The 22,963-nt window shown below is 72.0% G+C and carries 25 protein-coding genes; 13 read left to right on the top strand and 12 right to left on the bottom strand.

Going from position 1 to position 22,963, the window contains the following annotated elements:
- The first annotated feature begins 37 nt into the window (after positions 1-37).
- A complete protein-coding gene (tyrS, locus tag AC6F7H_RS23200; RefSeq protein WP_500758837.1) occupies positions 38-1,306 on the top strand; it encodes a tyrosine--tRNA ligase in 1,269 nt (422 codons plus the stop codon).
- 93 nt (positions 1,307-1,399) lie between these two features.
- Here tyrS and AC6F7H_RS23195 read toward each other — a convergent pair whose 3' ends face one another.
- Positions 1,400-1,681 carry a GlsB/YeaQ/YmgE family stress response membrane protein gene (locus tag AC6F7H_RS23195; protein ID WP_500758836.1) on the bottom strand — a complete coding sequence of 94 codons (282 nt, stop codon included), beginning with the start codon at positions 1,679-1,681 and terminating at the stop codon, positions 1,400-1,402.
- Between the two features lie 269 nt (positions 1,682-1,950).
- Here AC6F7H_RS23195 and AC6F7H_RS23190 point away from each other — a divergent pair, with 269 nt between their 5' ends.
- Positions 1,951-2,358, top strand: coding sequence for a DUF3099 domain-containing protein (locus tag AC6F7H_RS23190; protein ID WP_500758835.1), 408 nt, complete (start codon positions 1,951-1,953; stop codon positions 2,356-2,358).
- A 264-nt stretch (positions 2,359-2,622) separates the two neighbouring features.
- Positions 2,623-2,847, top strand: a complete 225-nt coding sequence (locus AC6F7H_RS23185; RefSeq protein WP_109383225.1) for a hypothetical protein — start codon at positions 2,623-2,625, stop codon at positions 2,845-2,847.
- A gap of 40 nt (positions 2,848-2,887) precedes the next feature.
- On the opposite strand, the gene moaA is transcribed toward AC6F7H_RS23185, so the two are convergent.
- The 3 genes from moaA to AC6F7H_RS23170 all read right to left on the bottom strand — a co-directional run bounded on the left by moaA (position 2,888) and on the right by AC6F7H_RS23170 (position 6,031).
- Positions 2,888-3,877: a GTP 3',8-cyclase MoaA gene (gene moaA / locus AC6F7H_RS23180; RefSeq protein ID WP_500758834.1), complete on the bottom strand. Its 990-nt coding sequence runs from the start codon at positions 3,875-3,877 to the stop codon at positions 2,888-2,890.
- 172 nt (positions 3,878-4,049) lie between these two features.
- A complete protein-coding gene (locus tag AC6F7H_RS23175; RefSeq protein WP_500758833.1) occupies positions 4,050-5,678 on the bottom strand; it encodes a monocarboxylic acid transporter in 1,629 nt (542 codons plus the stop codon).
- The gene (locus tag AC6F7H_RS23170; protein WP_500758832.1) at positions 5,675-6,031 is read right to left on the bottom strand and encodes a DUF485 domain-containing protein; all 357 of its coding nucleotides are present in this window, start codon (positions 6,029-6,031) and stop codon (positions 5,675-5,677) included. Before AC6F7H_RS23170 ends, AC6F7H_RS23175 begins: the two co-directional genes overlap by 4 nt.
- 285 nt (positions 6,032-6,316) lie before the next feature.
- Here AC6F7H_RS23170 and AC6F7H_RS23165 point away from each other — a divergent pair, with 285 nt between their 5' ends.
- From AC6F7H_RS23165 to AC6F7H_RS23130, 8 genes are all read left to right on the top strand, one after another.
- A complete protein-coding gene (locus AC6F7H_RS23165) occupies positions 6,317-7,852 on the top strand; it encodes a S8 family serine peptidase (RefSeq protein ID WP_500758831.1) in 1,536 nt (511 codons plus the stop codon).
- 204 nt (positions 7,853-8,056) lie between these two features.
- Positions 8,057-9,661: a CoA transferase gene (locus AC6F7H_RS23160; protein WP_500758830.1), complete on the top strand. Its 1,605-nt coding sequence runs from the start codon at positions 8,057-8,059 to the stop codon at positions 9,659-9,661.
- Positions 9,662-9,681: 20 nt separating this feature from the next.
- Entirely contained in the window at positions 9,682-10,689 is a 1,008-nt protein-coding gene (locus AC6F7H_RS23155) for a CopD family protein (protein ID WP_500758829.1), read from the top strand.
- Positions 10,690-10,760: 71 nt separating this feature from the next.
- The gene (locus AC6F7H_RS23150) at positions 10,761-11,747 is read left to right on the top strand and encodes a DEDDh family exonuclease (RefSeq protein ID WP_500758828.1); all 987 of its coding nucleotides are present in this window, start codon (positions 10,761-10,763) and stop codon (positions 11,745-11,747) included.
- 138 nt (positions 11,748-11,885) lie between these two features.
- Positions 11,886-12,119, top strand: coding sequence for a metallothionein (locus AC6F7H_RS23145; RefSeq protein WP_109379926.1), 234 nt, complete (start codon positions 11,886-11,888; stop codon positions 12,117-12,119).
- A 50-nt stretch (positions 12,120-12,169) separates the two neighbouring features.
- Positions 12,170-12,970 (top strand): SURF1 family cytochrome oxidase biogenesis protein, encoded by an 801-nt coding sequence (locus tag AC6F7H_RS23140; protein WP_500758827.1) that lies wholly within the window; start codon positions 12,170-12,172, stop codon positions 12,968-12,970.
- A gap of 169 nt (positions 12,971-13,139) precedes the next feature.
- Positions 13,140-14,921 (top strand): glycoside hydrolase family 15 protein, encoded by a 1,782-nt coding sequence (locus AC6F7H_RS23135; RefSeq protein WP_500758826.1) that lies wholly within the window; start codon positions 13,140-13,142, stop codon positions 14,919-14,921.
- Positions 14,922-14,925: 4 nt separating this feature from the next.
- Complete coding sequence (locus AC6F7H_RS23130) at positions 14,926-15,681, top strand: SDR family oxidoreductase (RefSeq protein ID WP_500758825.1); 756 nt, start codon at positions 14,926-14,928, stop codon at positions 15,679-15,681.
- A 49-nt stretch (positions 15,682-15,730) separates the two neighbouring features.
- Here the strand turns inward: AC6F7H_RS23130 and amaP are convergent, their stop codons facing one another.
- The 5 genes from amaP to AC6F7H_RS23105 form a co-directional block, all read right to left on the bottom strand.
- Positions 15,731-16,309, bottom strand: a complete 579-nt coding sequence (gene amaP / locus AC6F7H_RS23125; protein ID WP_500758824.1) for an alkaline shock response membrane anchor protein AmaP — start codon at positions 16,307-16,309, stop codon at positions 15,731-15,733.
- A 5-nt stretch (positions 16,310-16,314) separates the two neighbouring features.
- Complete coding sequence (locus AC6F7H_RS23120) at positions 16,315-16,944, bottom strand: DUF6286 domain-containing protein (RefSeq protein WP_500758823.1); 630 nt, start codon at positions 16,942-16,944, stop codon at positions 16,315-16,317.
- Complete coding sequence (locus AC6F7H_RS23115; protein ID WP_500758822.1) at positions 16,941-17,318, bottom strand: Asp23/Gls24 family envelope stress response protein; 378 nt, start codon at positions 17,316-17,318, stop codon at positions 16,941-16,943. The genes AC6F7H_RS23120 and AC6F7H_RS23115 overlap by 4 nt, the downstream gene beginning before the upstream one ends.
- On the bottom strand, positions 17,315-17,500 hold the full coding sequence (locus tag AC6F7H_RS23110; RefSeq protein WP_500758821.1) for a hypothetical protein: 186 nt from the start codon (positions 17,498-17,500) through the stop codon (positions 17,315-17,317). The genes AC6F7H_RS23115 and AC6F7H_RS23110 overlap by 4 nt, the downstream gene beginning before the upstream one ends.
- Positions 17,501-17,594: 94 nt before the next feature.
- Positions 17,595-18,089: an Asp23/Gls24 family envelope stress response protein gene (locus tag AC6F7H_RS23105; RefSeq protein ID WP_109380062.1), complete on the bottom strand. Its 495-nt coding sequence runs from the start codon at positions 18,087-18,089 to the stop codon at positions 17,595-17,597.
- Positions 18,090-18,177: 88 nt separating this feature from the next.
- Here AC6F7H_RS23105 and AC6F7H_RS23100 point away from each other — a divergent pair, with 88 nt between their 5' ends.
- Positions 18,178-18,942 carry a nucleopolyhedrovirus P10 family protein gene (locus tag AC6F7H_RS23100; protein ID WP_500758820.1) on the top strand — a complete coding sequence of 255 codons (765 nt, stop codon included), beginning with the start codon at positions 18,178-18,180 and terminating at the stop codon, positions 18,940-18,942.
- 68 nt (positions 18,943-19,010) lie between these two features.
- On the opposite strand, the gene AC6F7H_RS23095 is transcribed toward AC6F7H_RS23100, so the two are convergent.
- From AC6F7H_RS23095 to abc-f, 3 genes are all read right to left on the bottom strand, one after another.
- A complete protein-coding gene (locus tag AC6F7H_RS23095; RefSeq protein ID WP_500758819.1) occupies positions 19,011-19,814 on the bottom strand; it encodes an enoyl-CoA hydratase/isomerase family protein in 804 nt (267 codons plus the stop codon).
- Positions 19,815-19,964: 150 nt separating this feature from the next.
- The gene (locus AC6F7H_RS23090) at positions 19,965-20,186 is read right to left on the bottom strand and encodes a helix-turn-helix domain-containing protein (RefSeq protein WP_029385158.1); all 222 of its coding nucleotides are present in this window, start codon (positions 20,184-20,186) and stop codon (positions 19,965-19,967) included.
- Positions 20,187-20,583: 397 nt separating this feature from the next.
- Positions 20,584-22,182 carry a ribosomal protection-like ABC-F family protein gene (gene abc-f / locus AC6F7H_RS23085; RefSeq protein ID WP_500758818.1) on the bottom strand — a complete coding sequence of 533 codons (1,599 nt, stop codon included), beginning with the start codon at positions 22,180-22,182 and terminating at the stop codon, positions 20,584-20,586.
- Positions 22,183-22,468: 286 nt separating this feature from the next.
- Here abc-f and AC6F7H_RS23080 point away from each other — a divergent pair, with 286 nt between their 5' ends.
- On the top strand, positions 22,469-22,882 hold the full coding sequence (locus AC6F7H_RS23080; RefSeq protein ID WP_500758817.1) for a VOC family protein: 414 nt from the start codon (positions 22,469-22,471) through the stop codon (positions 22,880-22,882).
- Positions 22,883-22,963 lie beyond the last annotated feature (81 nt).

The raw sequence follows: 22,963 nt of genomic DNA, 5'->3' as shown, positions 1-22,963 counted from the left end.
TCGGCGAACCGAGGATCATCGAGGAGACACGAGAACCGTGACGGACATCGTCGACGAGCTGAAGTGGCGCGGGCTGTTCGCCCAGTCCACCGACGAGGACGCTTTGCGCAAGACGCTCGCGGACGGTCCCGTCACGTTCTATTGCGGCTTCGACCCGACCGCGCCGTCCCTGCACGTGGGGCACCTGGTGCAGGTGCTCACCCTGCGCCGGCTGCAGCAGGCTGGTCACCGGCCGCTGGCGCTGGTCGGCGGGGCCACGGGCCAGATCGGCGACCCCCGCCCGACCGCCGAGCGCACGCTGAACGACCCGGCCACCGTCGCCGGCTGGGTCGAGCGGCTGCGCGGCCAGATCGAGCCGTTCCTGTCCTTCGAGGGCGAGAACGCGGCCACGATGGTCAACAACCTCGACTGGACGCAGAACCTCTCCGCCATCGAGTTCCTGCGGGACATCGGCAAGCACTTCCGCGTCAACAAGATGCTGACCAAGGACTCCGTCGCCCGGCGTCTGGAGTCCTCCGAGGGCATCAGCTACACCGAGTTCAGCTACCAGCTGCTCCAGGCGATGGACTTCCTCCAGCTGTACCGGCGCCACGGCTGCACGATGCAGCAGGGCGGCAGCGACCAGTGGGGCAACCTCACGGCAGGCCTGGACCTGCTGCACCGGCTGGAGCCGGACGCCGCCGTCCACGCCTACGCCACGCCGCTGATGACGAAGGCGGACGGCACCAAGTTCGGCAAGACCGAGGGCGGCGCCGTCTGGCTCGACCCGGAGATGACCACGCCGTACGCGTTCTACCAGTTCTGGCTGAACACGGACGACCGGGACGTCTCGGGCTACATGCGGATCCTGTCCTTCAAGTCCCGCGAGGAGCTGGAGGAGCTGGAGCGGCAGACGGCGGAGCGTCCGCAGGCCCGTGCCGCCCAGCGCGCCCTGGCCGAGGAGCTGACGACCCTGGTGCACGGTGCCGACCAGACGGCCGCCGTGATCGCCGCGTCGAAGGCGCTGTTCGGTCAGGGTGAGCTGGCGGAGCTGGACGAGCGGACGCTGGCGGCGGCCCTCTCAGAGGTGCCGCACGTCCAGGTCGCCGAGCTCGGTCCGGTCGTCGACCTGTTCGCCGAGGTCGGCCTGGTGGCGAGCAAGTCGGCCGCGCGGCGCACGGTGAAGGAGGGCGGCGCCTACGTGAACAACGTCAAGGTCACCGCCGAGGACGCCGTCCCCGCGAAGGAGGACCTGCTGCACGGGCGCTGGCTGGTGCTGCGCCGGGGCAAGAAGAACCTGGCGGCGGTGGAGGTCACGGCCGGCTGAGCCGCTGAAACGTCCGGTCGTCCGGGCATCCGAGGGGCGACCGGCCCCGGCTGCCCGGACGACACCGGCAGGACACCTCGGCGGGCCCGCGCGTCAGGCCTGCTGCTGTTTGCGCTTGCCCCGCATCTGTGTGTAGAGCATGTCGACGAAGAAGACGATGACGATCGCCGCCGCCAGCTGGAAGATGTGCCGGCCCCAGTCGATGCCCCGGGTCTCCGCGATACCGAAGCCGCGCGCGATCGCGTTGCCCGCGATGGCGCCGAGGATGCCGCAGATGGTGGTCAGCCACAGCGGGCTGTGCTGCTTGCCGGGGATGATCGCCTTGGCGATCAGGCCGAGCACGAATCCCACGATGATCGCCCACAACCAGCCCATGGCTGCCTCCTGGTACGCCTAGACGCGAGCGTTACGGCCAGTGTCGGCCCGGACCCGTTGCGCCGCATGTCGGGCGTGCCGTACGGGCTGCGGATCGGACGGGGCGGGCGGACGGGGAACGGCGGACGGATCAGCGGGCCCGGGGCGCCCCGGTCTCGTGGGCGGCGTGGGCGCGGCGTAACGTGGTCTTCGTGCGGGCCCGGTGCCCCGGCCGGTCACGAGACGGCCAGGGGCGGGAAAAGTCCGATACGGGCGGATGGTGGAATGTGATGCGGAAGCAGCATGGCGGCGGCGTCCAGGTGTTCCGGATCACCGGTGCCAGGGCGGGCCTCCAGGACGATGTGCGCGCGCGGCAGCGCCGGTATGTGATCTCCATGACCGTTCGTACGATCTCGGTCATCCTCGCGGCGTCGCTCTGGAACGTGGAACGATACGTCGCGATCGTGGCGCTGGCCCTCGGCATGCTGCTGCCGTACATCGCGGTGGTGATCGCCAACGCCGGGCGCGAGAACGCGCCGTCGCTGCCGTCGACCTACCTGTCGACGCAGATGCGGACGGAGATCGAGCCGTCGCAGACGGACGGCGACACGGCGGAACCCGGGACGGAGGATCCGGTGCCCGAGCCCACGCCCGAGCCCGCCTCCGGCGCACGGACGGAGCGGCCCGGGCCGTCATGACCTTCGGAACATGACCATGACCGGCCGGAACCGGAGGGCGCTTCCCCGCCGAGCTCAAGAAAAGCTCAGATCAATCATGTTGTTCCGGTGCCGGGGGCGGGGTGACCCGTGACATACTTCGTACGCGCTCCGCATCCCCCGTCGGAGCGACGGACCGACGCCGGGCAGCTCCCCCCGTGGCTGCTCGGCGTCGCCTTTGTTCCGGGGGTGACAGGTGCTCCCGGCCGTTGCCGCTGAGCCGGTCGGGTTAGGGTCGGCGGTGTGATGGACCCTGATCCCGAGACGCCGATCTGTTCCGCCAAGGGCTGCCGTGCCGCCGCCGTGTGGGTGCTCGCCTGGAACAATCCGAAAATCCACACGCCGGAGCGCCGCAAGACCTGGCTCGCGTGTGAGGAGCACCGGGAGCATCTGTCGCAGTTCCTCGGCGTACGCGGGTTCCTGAAGGACGTGGTGCGCTTCGAGGAGTGGCGGGCGCCCGAAGAGGCGTAGTCCCGAGCCCCAGCCTCTCAGCCCCGGCCCCTTCGGTGCCTCAGCCGCCGATGGCGGACATCGGGCGGTCGGGCTGTACGAACGCCGGGTCGTCGAGGCCGGCGCCCGCCTTCTTGCCCCACATGGCCAGCCGCCAGATCCGGGCGATCTCCTCGTCGGACGCGTCGGAGCGCAGGGCCGCGCGCAGGTCCGTCTCCTCGGTGGCGAACAGACAGGTGCGGATCTGTCCGTCGGCGGTGAGCCGGGTGCGGTCGCAGGCCGCGCAGAACGGACGGGTGACGGAGGCGATGACGCCGACGCGGTGCGGGCCGCCGTCGACCAGCCAGCGCTCGGCCGGGGCGGAGCCGCGGGCCTCGTCGCCCTCGGGGGTCAGCTCGAAGCGGGTGCGCAGGGAGGCGAGGATGTCGCCGGCGGTGATCATGCCGTCGCGCTTCCAGCCGTGCTGGGCGTCCAGGGGCATCTGCTCGATGAAGCGCAGCTCGTAGCCGTGGTCCACGGCCCAGGCCAGCAGGTCGGGGGCCTCGTCGTCGTTGAGCCCCGGCATCAGGACCGAGTTGACCTTCACCGGGGTCAGGCCGGCCTCGCGGGCCGCGTACAGGCCGTCGATGACGTCCTGGTGGCGGTTGCGGCGGGTGAGGGTCTTGAAGACGTCCGGGCGGAGCGTGTCGAGGGAGACGTTGACCCGGTCCAGGCCCGCCTTTTTCAGGGCCGCCGCGGTGCGCCCGAGGCCGATGCCGTTGGTGGTGAGGGACGTCTGGGGGCGGGGCTCCAGGGCCGCGACCCGCTCGACGATGCCGACCAGGCCTGGGCGGAGCAGGGGTTCACCGCCGGTGAAGCGGACCTCCTCGATGCCGAGGGAGGTGACGGCGATGTCGATGAGGCGGACGATCTCGTCGTCCGTGAGCAGGTCGGGCTTGGCCAGCCACTGCAGGCCCTCCTCGGGCATGCAGTAGGTGCACCGCAGATTGCACCGGTCGGTCAGTGACACCCTCAGGTCGGTGGCCACTCGGCCGTACGTGTCGATGAGCACGTGGCCCCCTCCCTCGACTCGGATCACTCGGATCACGCGTACTCCGGCTGTCTGCGAGCCTACGTGACGGCGCCGACAAGCACAGCGGCCCGGAACGACGGGATGTACGACGGCCGCGTCGTGCGGACCTCCGGGAGAGGTCCGCACGACGCGGCCGGGCCGCCGGTGCGGGTCAGTGGGCGCCGGTGCCGGTCAGCGACCTGACCTCCAGCTCCGCGTACTTCTTGGCGTCCGGTTCCTCCTTGGACAGGACGGTGCCGAGCCAGCCCATCAGGAAGCCGAACGGGATGGAGATGAGTCCCGGGTTCTTCAGCGGGAACCAGGAGAAGTCGACGTCGGGGAACATCGCGGTCGGGTCGCCGGAGACGACGGGCGAGAACAGCACCAGGCCGACGGCGACGACGAGACCGCCGTAGATCGACCACAGGGCGCCCTGGGTGGTGAACCGCTTCCAGAACAGGCTGTAGAGGATCGTCGGCAGGTTGGCGGACGCGGCGACCGCGAAGGCCAGCGCGACCAGACCTGCCACGTTCAGGTCGCGGGCGAGGGCGCCGAGCGCGATGGAGACGATGCCGATGAGGACGGTCGCCCAGCGGGCCGCTCTCATCTCCTCCTTCTCCGTGGCCTTCCCCTTGCGGATGACGTTGGCGTAGATGTCGTGCGCGAAGGAGGAGGACGAGGCGAGGGTGAGACCGGCGACCACGGCGAGGATCGTGGCGAAGGCGACCGCCGAGATGGTGGCGAGCAGGATCGCGCCCCAGGTCGAGTCGGTGCCGCCCAGGTGCAGGGCGAGCAGCGGCGCGGCCGTGTTGCCGGACGGGTTGGAGGCGATGATCTCGTCCCGCGAGATCAGCGCGGCGGCGCCGAAGCCGAGGGCGATGGTCATCAGGTAGAAACCGCCGATGATGCCGATGGCCCAGTTCACGGACTTACGGGCGGCCTTGGCGTTGGGCACCGTGTAGAAGCGGATCAGGATGTGCGGCAGGCCGGCGGTGCCGAGCACCAGGGCGATGCCGAGGGAGACGAAGTCCAGCTTGGTGGTGCCGCTTGCGCCGTACTGCAGGCCGGGCTCCAGGAAGGCCGCGCCCGCGCCGCTGTTGTCGGCGGCCTTGCCCAGCAGGTCGGAGATGTTGAAGTTGAACTTCAGCAGCACCAGGAAGGTGATCAGGATGGTGCCGCCGATGAGCAGCACGGCCTTGATCATCTGCACCCAGGTGGTGCCCTTCATGCCGCCGATGGAGACGTAGACGATCATCAGGACGCCGACCAGGGCGACGATGAGGACCTTGCCGGCGTCGGAGGTGATGCCGAGCAGCAGCGAGACGAGGACGCCGGCGCCCGCCATCTGGGCCAGCAGGTAGAAGATCGACACCACGATGGTGGAGGTGCCGGCCGCGGTGCGCACGGGCCGCTGGCGCATGCGGTAGGCGAGGACGTCACCCATCGTGTAGCGGCCGGAGTTCCGCAGCGGCTCGGCGACCAGCAGGAGGGCGACCAGCCAGGCGACCAGGAAGCCGATGGAGTAGAGGAAGCCGTCGTAGCCGAAGAGGGCGATGGCGCCCGCGATGCCGAGGAAGGACGCGGCCGACATGTAGTCACCGGAGACCGCGAGTCCGTTCTGGAAGGCGCTGAACTGCCGTCCGCCCGCGTAGAAGTCGGCGGCGTCCTTGGTCTGCCGGCCCGCCCAGACGGTGATGCCGAGGGTCGCGACGACGAACAGCGCGAACAGCGTGATGATCAGGGCGCGGTGCTCGCTCGCCTCGTTCGCGGCGAGGGTGACGTGGGTGATCGCGGGGCTCATGCGCCGCCCTCCATACGGGTCTTGATGGCCTCGGCCTTGGGGTCGAGCTCGGCGGCGGCGTGCCGGGAGTACCACCACGCGATGAGGAACGTGGTGACGAACTGCAGGAGACCGAAGACGAGGGCGACGTTGATGTTGCCGAACAGCTTCGTGCCCATGAAGCCGCCCGCGTAGTTCGAGAGCAGCACGTACAGCAGGTACCAGAGGATGAAGCCGACGGTCAGGGGGAAGGCGAAGGAGCGGTGGGAGCGGCGCAGTTCACCGAACTCAGCGCTCTCCTGCACCGCGGTGAACTCCTCGGGTGTGGGGAGTTTGTGTTCCTCTGCTGAGGGGGGTGGTGCTTCGGCGGCCACGGAGTCTCCTCGCGTTGCGGGTGCGGTTACGACGGAACGACGGAACTACTGCGGGAACGGGGGCGAGTGTCCTCGCGCTCCCTGCACAACGTCACGGCGCCACGCGAGCACCGGTTCAACGGTCCGCGCTTTCTTTTCGGGGGACGTTTTCCGAAGTCGTTACGGCAAAACGTTGTTGCCCGGAGAGGGCACGGGATAACTTCACCCTGCACCACCCCGTCATGTACCTGCCCGAGCGTCACTTGTGCCTCGGGCAGGTTTGTTTCCGGATGATGTGGAGATCCCATGGCTCATCTGCGTTCCAGACGCCGCCTCGCCCTCGCCGTTCCTGTCGCGCTGTCCCTGACCGCCTCGCTCGGCTTCCTGCCGGTGGCGGCGTCGGCGGCTCCGCAGGCGGTGCCGACTGCGAAGCAGGCGACGGACGCGCCCGCCTTGGCGTATGTCGTCAACACCAAGGCGGACCACCGCACCATCGCGTCGGTGAAGAAGGCGATCGCCGCGGCCGGCGGGACCGTCGTGGTCACGTACGACAAGATCGGCGTGATAGTCGTCCACTCGGCGAACCCGGACTTCGGCAAGGAGATCCGCGCCGCGCGGGAAGTGCAGTCCGCCGGAGCCACCCGTACCGCGCCGCTGGCCCCGGCCGGGACGACCGACGTGGGCGCCGCCGACTACGTGACGGCCGCCGAGGCCGCGAAGACGAAGGCCGCCTCGGACAAGGTCCCCGGCAGCGAGCCCCTCGAGGCCGACCAGTGGGACCTGCGGGCGATCGGCGCCGACAAGGCCGCGCGGATCAACCCCGGTAGCCAGAAGGTGACCGTCGCCGTGATCGACACCGGCGTCGACGACACCCACGACGACCTCAAGGCGAACTTCTCCGCCGCCCAGTCGGCCAACTGCGTCGGCGGCAAGGCGGACACCAGCGAGGGCGCCTGGCGTCCGTACACGGCCGACGACTACCACGGCACCCACGTGGCCGGTGAGATCGCCGCGGCCCGCAACGGCATCGGCGTCGCCGGTGTAGCGCCCGGCGTGAAGGTGTCCAGCATCAAGGTGAGCGACCCGGACAACGGTCTCTTCTACCCGGAGAACGTCGTCTGCGCCTTCGTGTTCGCCGCCGACCACGGCGTCGAGATCACGAACAACAGCTACTACGTGGACCCGTGGCTGTACAACTGCAAGGACGACCCCGACCAGAAGGCGATCGTCGACGCGGTCAACCGGGCCCAGCTGTACGCCCAGAAGAAGGGCACCCTGCACGTCGCCTCGGCCGGCAACTCCAACCACGACCTGGCCTCGGACGCGATCGACGACGCCTCCAGCCCGAACGACACCACGCCGGTCGAGCGCACCATCAACCCCTCCGAGTGCCTGGACCTGCCGACCCAGCTGCCGGGTGTGGTCACGGTCAGCGCGACCGGTGTGCACAACGCCAAGTCGTTCTACTCCACGTACGGCAACCACGTGGTGGACGTCGCGGCACCGGGCGGCGACAGCCGCTACCAGCTGCCGGACACGCCGTCGAAGAACGGCCGCATCCTGTCCACCATGCCGAACAACGAGTACGCCTTCCTCCAGGGCACCTCGATGGCCGCACCGCACGCCGCCGGTGTGGCCGCGCTGCTGAAGTCCAAGCACCCGTGGGCGCCCCCGGCCGCGCTGCAGGCGCTGCTGAAGGCGCAGGCGGACAACCCGGGCTGCCCGGCGTCCTACGACCAGGACGGCGACGGAGTGCAGGACGCGACGTGCGAGGGCGGCAAGCGGGTCAACGGCTTCTACGGCTTCGGCATCGTCGACGCGCTGGACGCGGTGAAGCGGTAGGCGAAGCAGTAGCAGTAGCAGTGCGGTGGCAGTACCGCGCGGCCGTACCGCGTGACCTGTGAGAGTGGAAGGGCCGGGCGATCCGCCCGGCCCTTCCGGTGTCCCGGGGTCCCTGCAAGTGGATCGTGGGCGGGGCGTCAGCGGGTGCCTGAGTGTGATGATCGGCTCATGCCGCATGGGCGGCCGGTGCGGCACAGTGCACCCATGACCGACACCGAATCCCGCGTCGGCCTCGCGGCCGTGTGGTCCTCGCTGGGCGGCGATCCCGCCCTCCTCACCCGCGTGTCGACCGTCGAGCGGCCCGAAGTGCTTCCCGCGCGGCTGCCGGTACGGGAGCTGGCGCGCGCCTGTGTGGGAGCGTGCGCGCTGGCCGCGGCCGAACTGGGCGCGCGGCGGGCGGCGCGTACGGCTCCTGGACGCGCTCGCACGGGGCGTGTTCCTGCGGGGCGTCCCGAGGTCTGTGGGACGCCCGCGGTGCGGGTGGACGACGGAGCGGTGGCCGCGGCGTTCGTCAGCGAGCGGCAGCTGCTGGTCGACGGGCGGGCCCCGGTGGCCTTCGCGCCGCTGTCGCGTTTCTGGCGCACGGCCGACGGATGGGTGCGCACCCACGCCAACTACCCCCACCACCGGGCCCGGCTGCTCGCCGCGCTGGGGACGCCCGAGGACACGCGGGCGGTGGCGGCGGCGCTCGCCGAGCGGTCGGCCGTCGAGGTGGAGGAGGCCGTGTACGCCTCCGGGGGGCTCGCCGTCGCGCTGCGGACGCCCGCGCAGTGGGCGGCGCACGAGCAGGCCGCGGCGGTGGCGGAGCGTCCGCTGGTGGAGCGCGGGCGGCTGGACTCCGCACCCGCGCGCGTGCTCACCCCCGTGGACCGCGATCCGCTGCTGCCCGCGGCAGGGCTGCGGGTGCTGGACCTGACACGGGTCATCGCGGGACCGGTCGCCACCCGCACACTGGCCCTGCTCGGCGCGGACGTGCTGCGCCTGGACTCCCCGCGACTGCCCGAACTCCCCGACCAGCACACCGACACGGGGTTCGGGAAGCGCTCGGCCCTGCTGGATCTGACGACCGACCGGCATGCCTTCGAGGAACTGCTCGCGGCCGCGGACGTGGTGGTCACCGGGTACCGGCCGGGGTCCCTGGACCGACTCGGGCTGAGCCCCGAGGCACTGGCCGAGCGCCGGCCCGGGGTGGTCGTGGCGCAGTTGTCGGCGTGGGGTGCGTACGGGCCGTGGGGCGACCGGCGCGGCTTCGACAGCCTGGTGCAGGTGGCCACGGGGATCGCGGCGAGCGAGGGTTCACCGGAGCGGCCGGGGGCGCTCCCGGCGCAGGCCCTCGACCACGGCACGGGGTATCTGCTGGCGGCGGCGGTGCTGCGGGCGCTGACCGAGCAGGCGGACGAGGGGGGCAGCCGGTTCGTGCGACTGGCGCTGGCGCGGACGGCGGGCCGGCTGCTGGAAGGAGCCGCGCACACGCGGGCGCCGGCCGAAGGGGAGGCGGCCGCTTCCGCCCCGGTCGCGGGCGGATCCGCCGACGCCTGGCTCACGGAGGCGGACGGGGCGCAGGGGAGACTGCGGTACGTCCGGCCTCCGGTGTCGTTCGCCGGAGGGCCCCGTGACTGGGCCCGCCCGCCCGGACCGGGGGGGCGAACACCGCGCGGTGGGAGTGAGGGTGGGGACAGCGCTGGAAGCGCCGGGAAGGACGGACCGCGGCCGGCGTCGGCAGGCCGCACGAGCACGGCCGGGGCGTTAAATCCGACCTTGGCGCGAACTGTCCCCTGCCGTCCCACCCCACGCTTGCCCGTTCTGTGAGCGCTTGTGAAGATCCTGGGGTGACTCTGACAAATCCCAGGCCCGGGGCGGCCGGTGCGCACAGGGGCGCACCGCGTTCCGGCACCGGCCCGGCCGTCGCCGTACTCGTGCTGGTGGCGCTGGCGGCGCTGATACCCCTCCTCGGCCCGTCCCCCGCCCTGCGCGGCACCGGTGAGGCCCCGGCGCCCGGCACCGGCGGCATAGCCCTGCTGCGGACGGTGCTGTTCGCGGCTCTGGCGATACCCGTCGGCGAACTGTTCGTGAAACGGCTCCTGCGTTCCGTGCCCGACGCGCCCCCGGCCGTGCCCCGCAGCTGGTCCACCGCCGCGAACGCCGTCGGTTTCACGGCCGCCATCGGACTCGCCTCCGTCGTGGCCACCGGCAACCTGGTTCCCGAAAGCCTCGCCGCCATCGACGTGGGCGGCCTGTACGACTCCCGGGACGGCAAGCTGGCCCTCCTGGAGGTCAACGCGTTCCTCCTCGCAGCCCTGTGCGCCGCCTCCGGCCGTCCGGACACACAGGCCTGGCCGCTGGCCGCGATCATCGTCGCCGAGGCCCTGCGCACGCACCCGAAGACCGAGTACACCCCGCTGCTCGGCTCCGGCCTGACGCTGATTCACCTGACCTGCGCCTCGCTCTGGGTGGGCGGCCTGCTGTACGCGCTGCGCACCATGCGGGCGTGGCGGGACCCGGAAGCGGGGGGCGTGCTGCTGGGGCTGTACGCGCGCGTGGCGGCCGTTCTGCTGGCCGCCATCACCGCGACCGGGGTGTGCAGTTCACTGCGCCGGATGCCGCCGGGGACGATCCTGGAGCAGTTGACGGACACCGCGTACGGGCGCGTCCTGCTCGCGAAGGTGATCCTGATGGCCGGTGTCGCGGCCCTCGCCCTGTGGGCCCGGATCCGGCTGGCCCGCGCGGCCGATCCGCTGAGCGCCCGCGGCCCCGCGCGGGCGGAGGCGTACCTGCTGGCCCTGGTGGTGGCGGTGTCGGGCCTCCTGACGGCGCTTCCGGTACCGATCCGCTGGTGAGGCCGGGCGGCGGGGCCCGCACGGCACCTGACGGGCAGGGCTGTCAGTCGCGGCCCGTATCCTCATGAACCATGCTCGAAGACCTCACGACCGCAGCGTCCTCCGCCACCGCCTGGCCGGCCTCGTATCCGCGGGGGTACGCGGTCGTCGACGTGGAGACCACGGGACTCGCCCGGGACGACCGCATCGTCTCCGCGGGCGTCTACCAGCTGGACGCGCGCGGCGAGGTCGAGGACCACTGGTACACGACGGTCAATCCGGAGCGGGACCCCGGTCCGGTGTGGATCCACGGCCTGACGAGCGAGGCGCTCGAAGGGGCGCCCCTCTTCGGTGACATCGCCGGAGAGTTCGCCACCCGGCTGGAGGGGCGGGTGCTCGTCGCGCACAACGCCGTCTTCGACTGGCAGATGATCGCCCGCGAGTACGCCCGCGCCGGCGCGCAGGCTCCGGTGAAGCAGCGGTTGTGCACGATCGTCCTCTCCAAGGAGCTCCGGCTGCCGCTGCCCAACCACAAGCTGGAGTCGCTCGCCGCGCATTTCGGTGTGGTGCAGCGACGCGCGCACCACGCGCTGGACGACGCGCGGGTGCTGGCGGAGGTGTTCCGGCCCAGCCTGCGGGCCGCGGCGGTGAGCGGCGTGCGGCTGCCGCTGCACGAGTGCCTGCCGCTGACGGAGTGGACCGACCGGCCCAGGGTCGCCCAGCAGGCCGGGTACGGCGGCGGCCACCGGTCCACCGGTTGGCGCCCCTCCCGCAAACGGCCCGCGTGCCCCTACCCCAACCCGGGACGGTACGAACCGGGCAAGCCACTCAAGCAGGGCATGCGGGTCGCGTTCTCCGGTGACACCTCCGTGGAGCGGGACCTGCTGGAGGACCGGGCGACCGAGGCCGGGCTGCACGTCGCCACCAGCCTGTCCCGGCTGACCAGCCTCCTCGTCACCAATGATCCGGACTCGGGCACGTCCAAGGTGGTCAAGGCCCGGCAGTACGGCACCCCGGTCGTGGACGAGGCGGCCTTCGGCCAGCTGCTCGGTGACGTCGCACCCGCGTCGGAGGGCTGACCGCGCCGACGGGGAGCGGGGCGCCGACGGCACGGTCAGCCCGTCGGGGGTCCGAGGACCGTACGGACGGGTGATTGCCGGGCGACTCGCCCGCCGCCCGCTCGCCCGCACCGGACCTACGGGCCCACCCTGTGGCCCATGGCGACATGTGAAGTGTGCGGCAACAGTTACGGAATGACCTTCGAGGTGCACGCGCAGGGCGCGGTGCACGTCTTCGACTGCTTCTCCTGCGCGATCCACCGGATGGCCCCGATCTGCGAGCACTGCCGGGTGCAGATCATCGGCCAGGGCGTGGAGGCCGAGGGCCACTGGTACTGCGGCGCCCACTGCGCCCGCGCGGAGGGAAGGACGGGGATCGTCGACCGGGTGTGAGGACGCACCCGCCTGAACACACCCCACGGTCCTGGTTGTACGGTCGTGGGGTGTACCGCTTCCTGTTGTCCCGCCAGTGGGTGATCCTCACCCTCCTGGCACTCGTGCTCATCCCGACGATGATCGAGCTGGGCTTCTGGCAGTTGCACCGTCATGAGCGCCGGGTCGCCCTGAACCAGGTGATCGCCAACTCCCTGGCGGCCGAGCCGGTGCCCGTCGAGTCCCTGACCTCGCCCGGAGCGAAGGTCGAGCACGAGCACCTGTACCGCAGGGTGACGGCGAAGGGGAGCTTCGACACCGCCGACGAGGTCGTCGTGCGCCGTCGTACCAACGCGGACGACGAGGTCGGCTACCACGTGCTGACCCCGTTCGTCCTCGAGGACGGCAGGATCCTGCTGGTCAACCGGGGCTGGGTCCCCGCGGACGGTCCGAGCCAGAGCGCGTTCCCCGAGATCCCGGCGCCGCCCGGGGGCGAGATCACCGTCACCGGGCGGCTGATGCAGGACCAGACGACCGAGGACAGCGGCATCAAGAACCTCGATGGCCTGCCCGACCGGCAGATCATGCTGATCAACAGCGAGCTGGAGGCCGAGCGACTCGGCAAGGAGGTCCTCGGCGGCTACGTCGATCTGACGGAGCCCGAGCCGAGCGGTGGCGCCCCGGAGCTGATCTCCGAGCCCGTGCACGACGAGATCGGCCCGCACCTGGCGTACGCCGTCCAGTGGTGGCTGTTCACCGCGGGCGTCCCCATCGGCTGGGTGATCCTGGTCCGCCGCGAGGTACGGGAGCGGACGGAGCAGACGGCTGCCGGGACGGCGGACGCGGAGGAGACCGAACCCGCGGCGGTATAGGGCCTGTCCGGCGGATCATGCCGCAGACGCGGGGTCCGGCACGCCCGGTGACGGTGCGGCAGTCCGCGCCGCCGCCGTCACCGCGACGGCCGTCGCTCCTTGTCGTTCCCCTCTCACTCCCCGGCGCCGCCCCTGATTGCCGCCCCCGGCGGCCGGGCATCCGCACCTCGTGCACCGTATCGAGGACTACGCGCTCATCGGCGACGAACAGACCGCTGCCCTGGTGGGCGCGGACGGGTCCGTCGACTGGCTCTGCCTGCCTCGCTTCGACTCCGGCGCCTGCTTCGCCCGGCTGCTCGGCGACGAGGACAACGGTCACTGGCGCATCGCGCCGCTGGGAGCCGAGCGGTACACGCGCCGCTCCTACCGCCGGGACACCCTCGTCCTGGACACCGAGTGGGAGACCGACGAGGGCGCGGTGCGCGTCACCGACCTGATGCCGCAGCGCGACCGCGCCCCCGACCTGGTGCGCGTCGTCGAGGGCGTACGCGGCGAGGTGACCGTCCGCAGCACGCTGCGGCTGCGTTTCGACTACGGCTCGGTGGTGCCCTGGGTACGCAAGACCGACGGCCACCGGGTGGCGGTCGCGGGGCCGGACTCGGCGTGGCTGCGCAGTGTGCCGGAGGTGCCCACCTGGGGCGAGGACCGCGGCACGCACTCCGAGTTCACGGTCGGGCCGGGCGAGCGGGTCGCGTTCGTCCTCACCTGGCACCCCTCCCACGAGCCGCGCCCGCCGCTGGTCGACCCGTACTCCTCGCTGCGGCAGAGCGTCGCCGACTGGCGCGCGTGGACGTCCCGGTGCCGTTACACCGGCCCGCACCGGGACGCGGTGGTGCGGTCCCTGATCACGCTCAAGGCGCTCACCTACTCCCCCACCGGCGGTATCGTCGCCGCGCCCACCACCTCGCTGCCGGAGGAGCCGGGCGGGGTGCGCAACTGGGACTACCGCTTCTGCTGGCTGCGCGACTCCACGCTGACCCTGAACGCGCTGCTGGCGGCCGGGTACCAGGAGGAGGCGGAGGCCTGGCGCAACTGGCTGCTGCGCGCGGTCGCGGGCGACCCGGCGGATCTGCAGATCATGTACGGGCTGGCGGGCGAGCGGCGGCTGCCCGAGTCCGAGCTGCCGTGGCTGTCCGGCTTCGGCGGCGCCACCCCGGTACGGGTCGGCAACGACGCCGTCAACCAGCTCCAGCTCGACGTGTACGGCGAGGTCGTGGACTCGCTGGCGTTGGCCCGGCGTTCGGGTCTGTCCCCGCACCCGGACGTGTGGGCCCTGCAGACCGTGCTGCTGGAGTTCCTGCGCACGGCCTGGCGGCAGCCGGACGAGGGGCTGTGGGAGGTGCGTGGCGGCCGCCGCCACTTCGTGCATTCCAAGGTGATGGTGTGGGTGGCCGCGGACCGTGCGGTGCGCCTCCTGGAGGAGAGCCCGGACCTCGAGGGCGACCTCGACGGCTGGCGCGCGTTGCGCGACGAGGTGCACCGTGACGTGTGCGAGAAGGGGTACGACCCCGAACGGAACACGTTCACGCAGTCCTACGGCTCGCGCGCACTGGACGCCGCGCTGCTGCTGATCCCCCGGGTGGGTTTTCTGCCGCCCGACGATCCCCGGGTGCTCGGCACGATCGACGCGGTCCGCGCGGAGCTGGGCCAGGACGGGTTCGTACGCCGCTACACCCCGGACGCCGCACCCGTCGACGGCCTGCCCGGTGAGGAGGGCACGTTCCTGGTGTGCTCGTTCTGGCTCGCGGACGCCCTGCACATGGCGGGCCGGACGGATCAGGCACGCGAGCTGTTCGAGCGGCTGCTGGGGCTGGCCAACGACGTGGGTCTGCTGGCGGAGGAGTACGACGCGGTGGGCGGGCGGCTGCTGGGCAACTTCCCGCAGGCGTTCAGTCATATCGGCCTGGTGAACACCGCCCTCGCCCTGTTCGGGGGCGAGGGGGCAGGATAGGTCCATGGATCTTGGATTGAAGGACCGGGTGTACGTCGTCACCGGGGCGACCCGCGGGCTGGGCAACGCCACCGCGCGCGAGCTGGTCGCGGACGGTGCGAAGGTGGTCGTCACGGGCCGGGAGGAGAAGAGCGTCGCCGAGGCGGTCGCCGGTCTCGGGCCGAACGCGGTCGGCGTGGCGATCGACAACGCCGACCCCCAGGCGCCGTCGCGGCTGATCGCGACCGCGCGTGAGCGGTTCCACCGTTTCGACGGCCTCCTCGTCAGCGTGGGCGGGCCGCCGCCCGGGTTCGTCGCCGACACCACCGACGAGCAGTGGCAGTCGGCGTTCGAGTCGGTGTTCCTGGGCGCGGCACGGCTGGCCCGCGCCGCCGCCGCGGAGCTGGGCGAGGGCGGGGTCATCGGCTTCGTGCTGTCCAGCTCGGTGTACGAGCCGGTCCCCGGCCTGACCATCTCCAACGGCCTGCGCCCCGGGCTCGCCGGCTTCGCCAAGTCCCTCGCGGACGAGCTGGGCCCGCGCGGCATCCGCGTCGTGGGTGTGCTCCCCGGGCGGATCGACACGGACCGGGTCCGTGAACTCGACGCCCTCTCCGCCGACCCGGAGGCCACCCGCCAGGCGGCTCAGTCCCGCATCCCCCTGCGCCGCTACGGCACCCCGGCCGAGTTCGGCCGCGCCGCCGCCTTCCTCCTCTCCCCGGCCGCCTCCTACGTCACCGGTGTCATGGTCCCGGTGGACGGCGGGGGACGGCACGGGTTCTAGGGCCGCGTCCGGCACCGGGACCCGTCCGGTTCCGGGCCGGGGGCCGGGGTCAGCTGACGCGTTCCGCGCGGTGTTTGACCGCCCGTAGGCGGACCTCGGCCGGGAGGGTGGCCAGGCCCGCCGCCTCGCGGGCATGGGTGAGGGCTCCGGTGGTGAGGGTGTCCAGCGCGGTGCCGGGGTCGACGTGGGGCTCCAGGAGGAGGCGGACGCGGGTCCGCGGGGCACCGCGGCGGCCGGTCAGCCGGACGTGGGCCTGGTCGACGCCGTCCAGCCGGCCCGCCTCCTCGGCGAGTGCGGCCTCCAGGGCCCGGCCGCGCAGGATCGCTCCGTCGCCGTCGCCGGTGTCGACGAACACCTCGGCCGGCCGGTGCCGGCGCACGATCGCGACCAGCCACCAGAGCAGGAGCAGGACGAGGACCGCGAGTGCGGCGATCACGACGGGCCACCACCAGCCCTGGTCCCGCCACCGGGTCCGCTCGGCGTCGCTCAGCAGTACGTCGTGCCGTCCCCGGTGCAGCCACCAGGAAGGCGCCGGCGCTCCCAGCCCGATGGCCAGCACGGACCCGCCGAGGGCCACCAGGAGCAGGCCCGTGAGCCCGAGCAGCACACGGTTGACGACCCTGATCACCGGCCTCACCCCTTCCGTCCGGGACGCCGCACCCGTACCGACAGGGCGGGCGGCCGGGACAGCCCCAGGCCGCTGACGGCGTCGGCGAGTACCGCGTCCAGGTCGGCCCGTACGTCGTCCAGTTCACGGAAGTGCGACACCGCGCGGACGTCGGCCCGCTTGCGGGCCACCCGTACCCGGACCGTCTGCACCCCGGCGATCTCCATGGCCCGGTCCCGCAGCACCATCGCCGCCGCGTCCCGGTCGAGTCCGGCGCGTACCTCGGGGTGGGTGCGGCGCATCGGGAGCAGGGCCCGCAGCCCGGGGGTGAGGGCCAGCAGGAGCAGCCAGAGTCCGAGGGCGGCGACGATCCCGGCGCCCAGCAGCACCCAGACGTCGTCCAGGGGCCGTTCGGCCAGTTGGCGGGCCAGCTCCCGGCGCCAGCTCATCGCGGGCCGGCCGGCGCGCACTGCGGCGATGTCGTACAAGAACGCCACCGCGACCACCAGGAGCAGCAGTGCGAGCAGGCCCGCGGGGACCTTGCGCGCCGACCAGAAGCGCCGGGGGCCCGGGGCCGCGGCGCCGTCCGGCGCGGGTGGCGGTGTCTTCTCCAGGACGGTGCCCGCGGGCTGCTCGACGGCTCCGGGTTCGCTCATCGGACCCTCCCCCGTGCCGCTGCCGCCAGGTGCAGCCGTTCCACCTGGACGACGACCTCCGGCACCTGCATGCCCGCCAGCACGGACACCCGTTCGACCACTTGGCGGCGTACCTGCCCGCACCGGCCGCCGATGTCGCCGGGGTAGCCGAGTTCGACGTGGACGCGGACCCGCGCGGTGTCGTCGCGGTGGACGACGACCGTGGCGTGCGGCGGCTCGGCGTCCGGGGGCAGCGGTCCGAGCGCCTCACGGGCCGCCTGGGAGGCGATCTTCGCGACCACCCGGTCGGCGATCCTGGTCGCACCGCGCTCGCTCGGCGGCACGACGACGCGGGCGCCCTCGGACACGCTTTCCCCCGTGCTCACCGGTGTCACCTCCGACGATCGCCACGGGGGCGGAAGAAGTCACCGAGCTCCAGGTCCCCCTGGAGGAACCGCCCGGCGACGAAACCGACGACCCCCAACGCGGCCACCAGTACGAAAGCCCCGAATCCGCCGAAGTATCCGGCGAAGCCCAGCGCCATGCCGGCGATCATGCCGACCACGGCCATGTTCATGGTGCGCTCCTCGACTCCTCGACTCCTCGACTCCCCGACCCCTCGATCCCTCGCCTCATCGACTCATCGACTCATCGACTCATCGAGGGTTGCCTCACTGGAGACGGGTCTCCGACTCCTCTTCCTCCTCCTCCGGCAGCTTCACGTCGCTCACCGCGATGTTGACCTCCACCACCTCGAGGCCGGTCATCCGCTCGACCGCCGCGACGACGTTCTCCCGCACGTCCCTGGCGACATCGCTGATGGACACGCCGTATTCGACGACGATCTCCAGATCCAGCGCGGTCTGTACCTCGCCGACCTCGGCCTTCACTCCACGGGTCACCGATTTCGACCCGCCCGGTACCCGGTCGCGCACGGCCCCGAAGGTCCGGGACAGGCCGCTGCCCATGGTGTGCACGCCGAGCACGTCCCGCGCGGCGAGACCGGCGATCTTCTCCACGACGCCGTCGGCGATCGTGGTGCGGCCACGGGTGGCGGGTTCGCCTCCGCCGCGCCGGGTGCCCGGCCCCTTGCGCGTGGAGGTGTCCGGCACGGTCTTCTCGATGTCGGTGGCCCTCGTCGAGCCGCCCTCCGTCATGTCGGTCATCGGCGCACGCCCCTTCCGGTCGTCGTCCACGTGCCCACCGTATGCGCGGTTGCGTGATAGCGCGCCGTGGATGCGGCAGGCTGGAGGAATGACGGCGGACCGGTGGGCTCGGACAGTGCGACAGCAGTTGGGGCTGGGCAGACTTCTGCCCCTGGGCGGAGCACGGGACGGCGCGTGGATCTCCGAAGCGGCCGCCGGGGACGCCCTGCGGCGTGCGGTGGAGCGGGACGAACCGGGCGTTCGTGTGGACGGACTGCGGATCGCGCTCGCCGACCCCCAGGAGACCGGTGAACCGGTGGTACCGCCCCCGCCGAGCGCCCTGCCACCGGGCGCGCTGCGGGTGGCGGCCCGGTTCGCGGCCACGGCGGCAGAGCCGCTGCCGGTGACGGCGGACCGTCTGCGGGCGGTGCTGTCGCGGGCCGCGGCGGAGCGGATCGGGCTGGTGGTGGCGGAGGTGGACCTGCGGGTGACCGAACTGCTGGACCCGCAGGCCGGGCCGCCTCCGGGTCCGGTGTCAGGTGCGGGGTCGGCGGGCGGGTCCGCGGACGGATCGGCCGACGCCTCGCCGTTCGGCGCGCCGGAGCCCGGTGACTCCGACGGGAGCCGGGTGGCCGCCGCGGCGCTCGCCGTCCCGGGGGTGTCCCGGCTGACGGGCACCCTGGGCCGCCCGGTGCACCTGACGGCTCACCAGCAGCCCGGCGGAGCCTCCCTGGCCCGCCGCCACGCGCGCGTGGACCTCGCCGCCCTGGCGGACCACCGGACGGTGGACGTGGCCCGAGCGGTCCGCTCGGCGGTGTCGGCCGCCCTGCCGGATCATCCGACGGTGGCGGTACTGGTCACGGCGCTCGACTGACACTCCCCCGCGACTCCCCGCGCCCCACCGGCGCCTCACCGGTTCTTCATCGGTGAGGCGCCGGCTCCTCACTCGCCGAGACCGGCCAGATCCCGCAGCCTGCGGCCCTGGGCCGCGCGCTCGGCGATCCGCTGCTCCTCGTACGTACGCTCCTGGGCGCCGCTCAGGAGCGCCTTCGTCTCGATCACGGCGTCGCGGGGCGCGGCCAGCAGCGCCGCCGCGAGGTCGCGCACCGCCGAGTCCAGTTCGTCGCCCGGCACGGCGAGGTTGGCCAGTCCGGTGCTCACGGCCTCCTCGGCCGTGACGAACCGCCCGGTCACGCAGATCTCCAGCGCGCGGGCGTACCCGACGAGCCCGACCAGCGGATGCGTGCCGGTCAGGTCCGGCACCAGCCCCAGGCTGGTCTCGCGCATGGCGAACTGGACGTCGTCCGCGACGATCCGCAGGTCGCAGGCGAGGGCCAGCTGGAAACCGGCCCCGATGGCGTGCCCCTGCACGGCCGCGACGGACACGAGGTCGCTGCGCCGCCACCAGGTGAACGCCTCCTGGTACCCGGCGATGGTCGCGTCGAGCTCGGCCTCCCCGCCGCGCGCGAGGTCGACGAACGAGGTCTCGCCCTCGATTCCCTCGGGCGTGAGCATCCGCCGGTCGAGCCCGGCGGAGAAGGACTTGCCCTCACCCCGGAGCACCACGACCCGGACGGAGCCCGGCAGCAGCCGGCCCGCCTCGGTCAGCGCGCGCCACAGAGCGGGGCTCTGCGCGTTGCGCTTGGCCGGGTTGGTCAGCGTCACCGTGGCGATCGCGCCGTCGACGGTGAGCCGTACGCCGTCCTTGTCGAGTACCGGACCGAGGTCCTGGGCGGACGAAGCCATGGAGCGCCTCCGATGAGTGCGGTCGTCTTCCGCGCCGCACGACGGCGTCGAGCCGTCCTGCGGCACAGCCAAGTGACTGCACAGTAACCACCCGGCCGGTCAGTCGGCCGACCGGGTGGCCACCATCGGGTCGAGAGGCGGCGCCCGGAATCAGGCCGAAGGGGCCTTCTTGCCTCGCGTCGCCCCGCCACGCCCTCGGAGCGTGACACCCGACTCGCTGAGCATGCGGTGCACAAAGCCATACGAGCGGCCGGTTTCCTCGGCCAACGCCCGGATGCTCGCACCGGCGTCGTACTTCTTCTTCAGGTCTGCCGCGAGCTTGTCGCGCGCGGCGCCGGTCACCCGGCTGCCCTTCTTCAGAGTCTCGGCCACCCGTGCCTCCTCATGGGAAGTGCGCTCTGGTCTCCTCATGATCACCCCTCTCGGGCCCGATGGCCACCCATTCGGCAAGGTCCGTACGACAAGGTTGTGACGACAGGAGCGCATCCCCACAAACGGAGTCAAGGATTCCATCGGATGCCGACGACACCACCGCACGGGTTGTCCCGCGAATTCCCAGGTCAGAAAGGCGTCGCGGCCGAGCCCCGGTGGATCAGGGACTCGGCCGCGAAACACGTGGAGAACACACTTCGGTACGAGGAGATCTCACACGAATGATGGATCACCGATGGGCCGAATGATCCATGCGCGGTGGATCACGCCGCCGGCCATGTCAGGAGTCACTCCCGCGGTCGCACCTGCTGTCACGCGCGCGGCGGCCCGAGGCCGCTCAGGCGAGGGCGACGAGGTCCGCGTAGTCGGCGCCCCACAGGTCCTCGACGCCGTCCGGCAGCAGGATGATCCGCTCCGGCTGGAGCGCCTCGACGGCGCCCTCGTCGTGGGTGACCAGGACGACCGCGCCCTTGTAGGTGCGCAGCGCGCCGAGGATCTCCTCGCGGCTGGCCGGGTCGAGGTTGTTGGTGGGTTCGTCGAGGAGGAGCACGTTCGCCGAGGAGACCACGAGGGTCGCGAGCGCGAGACGGGTCTTCTCGCCGCCGGAGAGGACACCGGCGGGCTTGTCGACGTCGTCGCCGGAGAACAGGAACGAGCCGAGCACCTTGCGGACCTCGACGAGGTCCATGTCGGGCGCGGCGGAGCGCATGTTCTCCAGCACCGTGCGGTCCTGGTCGAGGGTCTCGTGCTCCTGGGCGTAGTAGCCGACCTTGAGCCCGTGGCCGGGCACGACCATGCCGGTGTCGGGCTGTTCCACTCCGGCGAGGAGGCGCAGCAGGGTGGTCTTGCCCGCACCGTTGAGACCGAGGATGACGACCCGGGAGCCCTTGTCGATGGCCAGGCCGACGTCGGTGAAGATCTCCAGGGAGCCGTACGACTTCGACAGGCCCTCGGCGGTCAGCGGGGTCTTGCCGCAGGGTGCCGGGGCGGGGAAGCGCAGCTTGGCGACCTTGTCCGACTGGCGGACGTCCTCGAGACCGGACAGCAGGCGCTCCGCGCGGCGGGCCATGTTCTGCGCGGCGACCGTCTTGGTGGCCTTGGCCCGCATCTTGTCGGCCTGGGCGTTGAGGGCCGCGGCCTTCTTCTCGGCGTTCTGCCGCTCGCGCCTGCGGCGCTTCTCGTCGGCCTCGCGCTGCTGCTGGTAGAGCTTCCAGCCCATGTTGTAGATGTCGATGGTGGAGCGGTTGGCGTCCAGGTAGAACACCTTGTTGACGACCGTCTCGACCAGGTCGACGTCGTGGGAGATGACGATGAAGCCGCCGCGGTAGGTCTTGAGGTAGTCGCGCAGCCAGACGATCGAGTCGGCGTCGAGGTGGTTGGTCGGCTCGTCGAGCAGCAGGGTGTCCGCGTCGGAGAACAGGATGCGGGCCAGTTCGACACGGCGGCGCTGACCGCCGGAGAGCGTGTGCAGCGGCTGGCCCAGGACCCGGTCGGGCAGGTTCAGCGCGGCGGCGATGGTGGCGGCCTCGGCCTCGGCGGCGTATCCGCCCTTGGTGAGGAACTCCGTCTCCTGGCGCTCGTACTGCCTGAGTGCCTTCTCGCGGGTGGCGCCCTGGCCGTTCGCGATGCGCTGCTCGTTCTCGCGCATCTTGCGGATCAGGACGTCCAGACCGCGGGCGGAGAGCACGCGGTCGCGGGCGAGCACGTCGAGGTCGCCGGTGCGGGGGTCCTGGGGGAGGTAGCCGACCTCGCCGGAGCGGGTGACGTTGCCGGCGGCGGGGATGCCCTGGCCGGCGAGGACTTTGGTGAGCGTGGTCTTGCCGGCGCCGTTGCGGCCGACCAGGCCGATGCGGTCGCCCTTGGTGACGCGGAAGGTGGCGCTTTCGATGAGGACACGGGCACCGGCACGCAGCTCGATGCCGGAGGCGGAGATCACGGGTCAGACTCCAGGCGTTGGGGTCCCCTGCTCGAACGGAGCCCGGGGGAAGTCGGCGGTGGTCGGCTGAGGGCGTTCCCGCCGTCTAATGCACAAGGAGAATGGCCATGCGAGCCATTCTAACGGGGCCGCGCAACCACTTTTCCGGTGTGCGGGTGTGCGATGCCCCGCACCCGGCCGGGTCACGGGGCGTTGTCAGTGGTCGGTGCCAGACTGGCGGAAGGTCGATTTTCCGGCGATTTTCCCGTTGCGGGGCTTCCGGCTGCGGGAGGTGAGGAGTGGGGCCATGGCGGGTACGGGTGGCGGGCGTCCCAGCATCTTCCCGACGCTTCTGTACGGGGACGCGAAGGCGGCGATCCGGCAGCTCACGGAAGCCTTCGGCTTCACGGAGCTGTCGGTGTACGAGGGCGAGGACGGCTCGGTGATGCACGCCGAGCTGGTGCAGGGAAACGGCTCGGTGATGCTGGGGTCCCAGGGCCGCGGCGGCGTGTTCGACACCGCGATGAAGGATGCGGGGCCGACCGGGGTGTACGTCGTCGTGGACGACGTCGACGCACACCACCGGCGGGCGGTGGAACAGGGCGCGGAGATCCTGATGCCCCCGGCGGACCAGGACCACGGCTCGCGGGACTACCTGGCCCGGGACCTCGAGGGCAACATCTGGAGCTTCGGCACGTACGCGCCCGAGACCGGGGCCTGAGCCCGGTCCCGGGCCGCGGAGCCGGGATGCCGCCCTCGCGGGCCGTTGGGACCTCGCGGGACTCTGCGGGACGGCGGCGGT

Source organism: Streptomyces sp. MMS24-W38 (genome assembly GCF_059889265.1).
The sequence above is the reverse complement of the archived record's forward strand: the minus strand, read 5'-3'. Positions and strand labels throughout refer to the sequence as shown.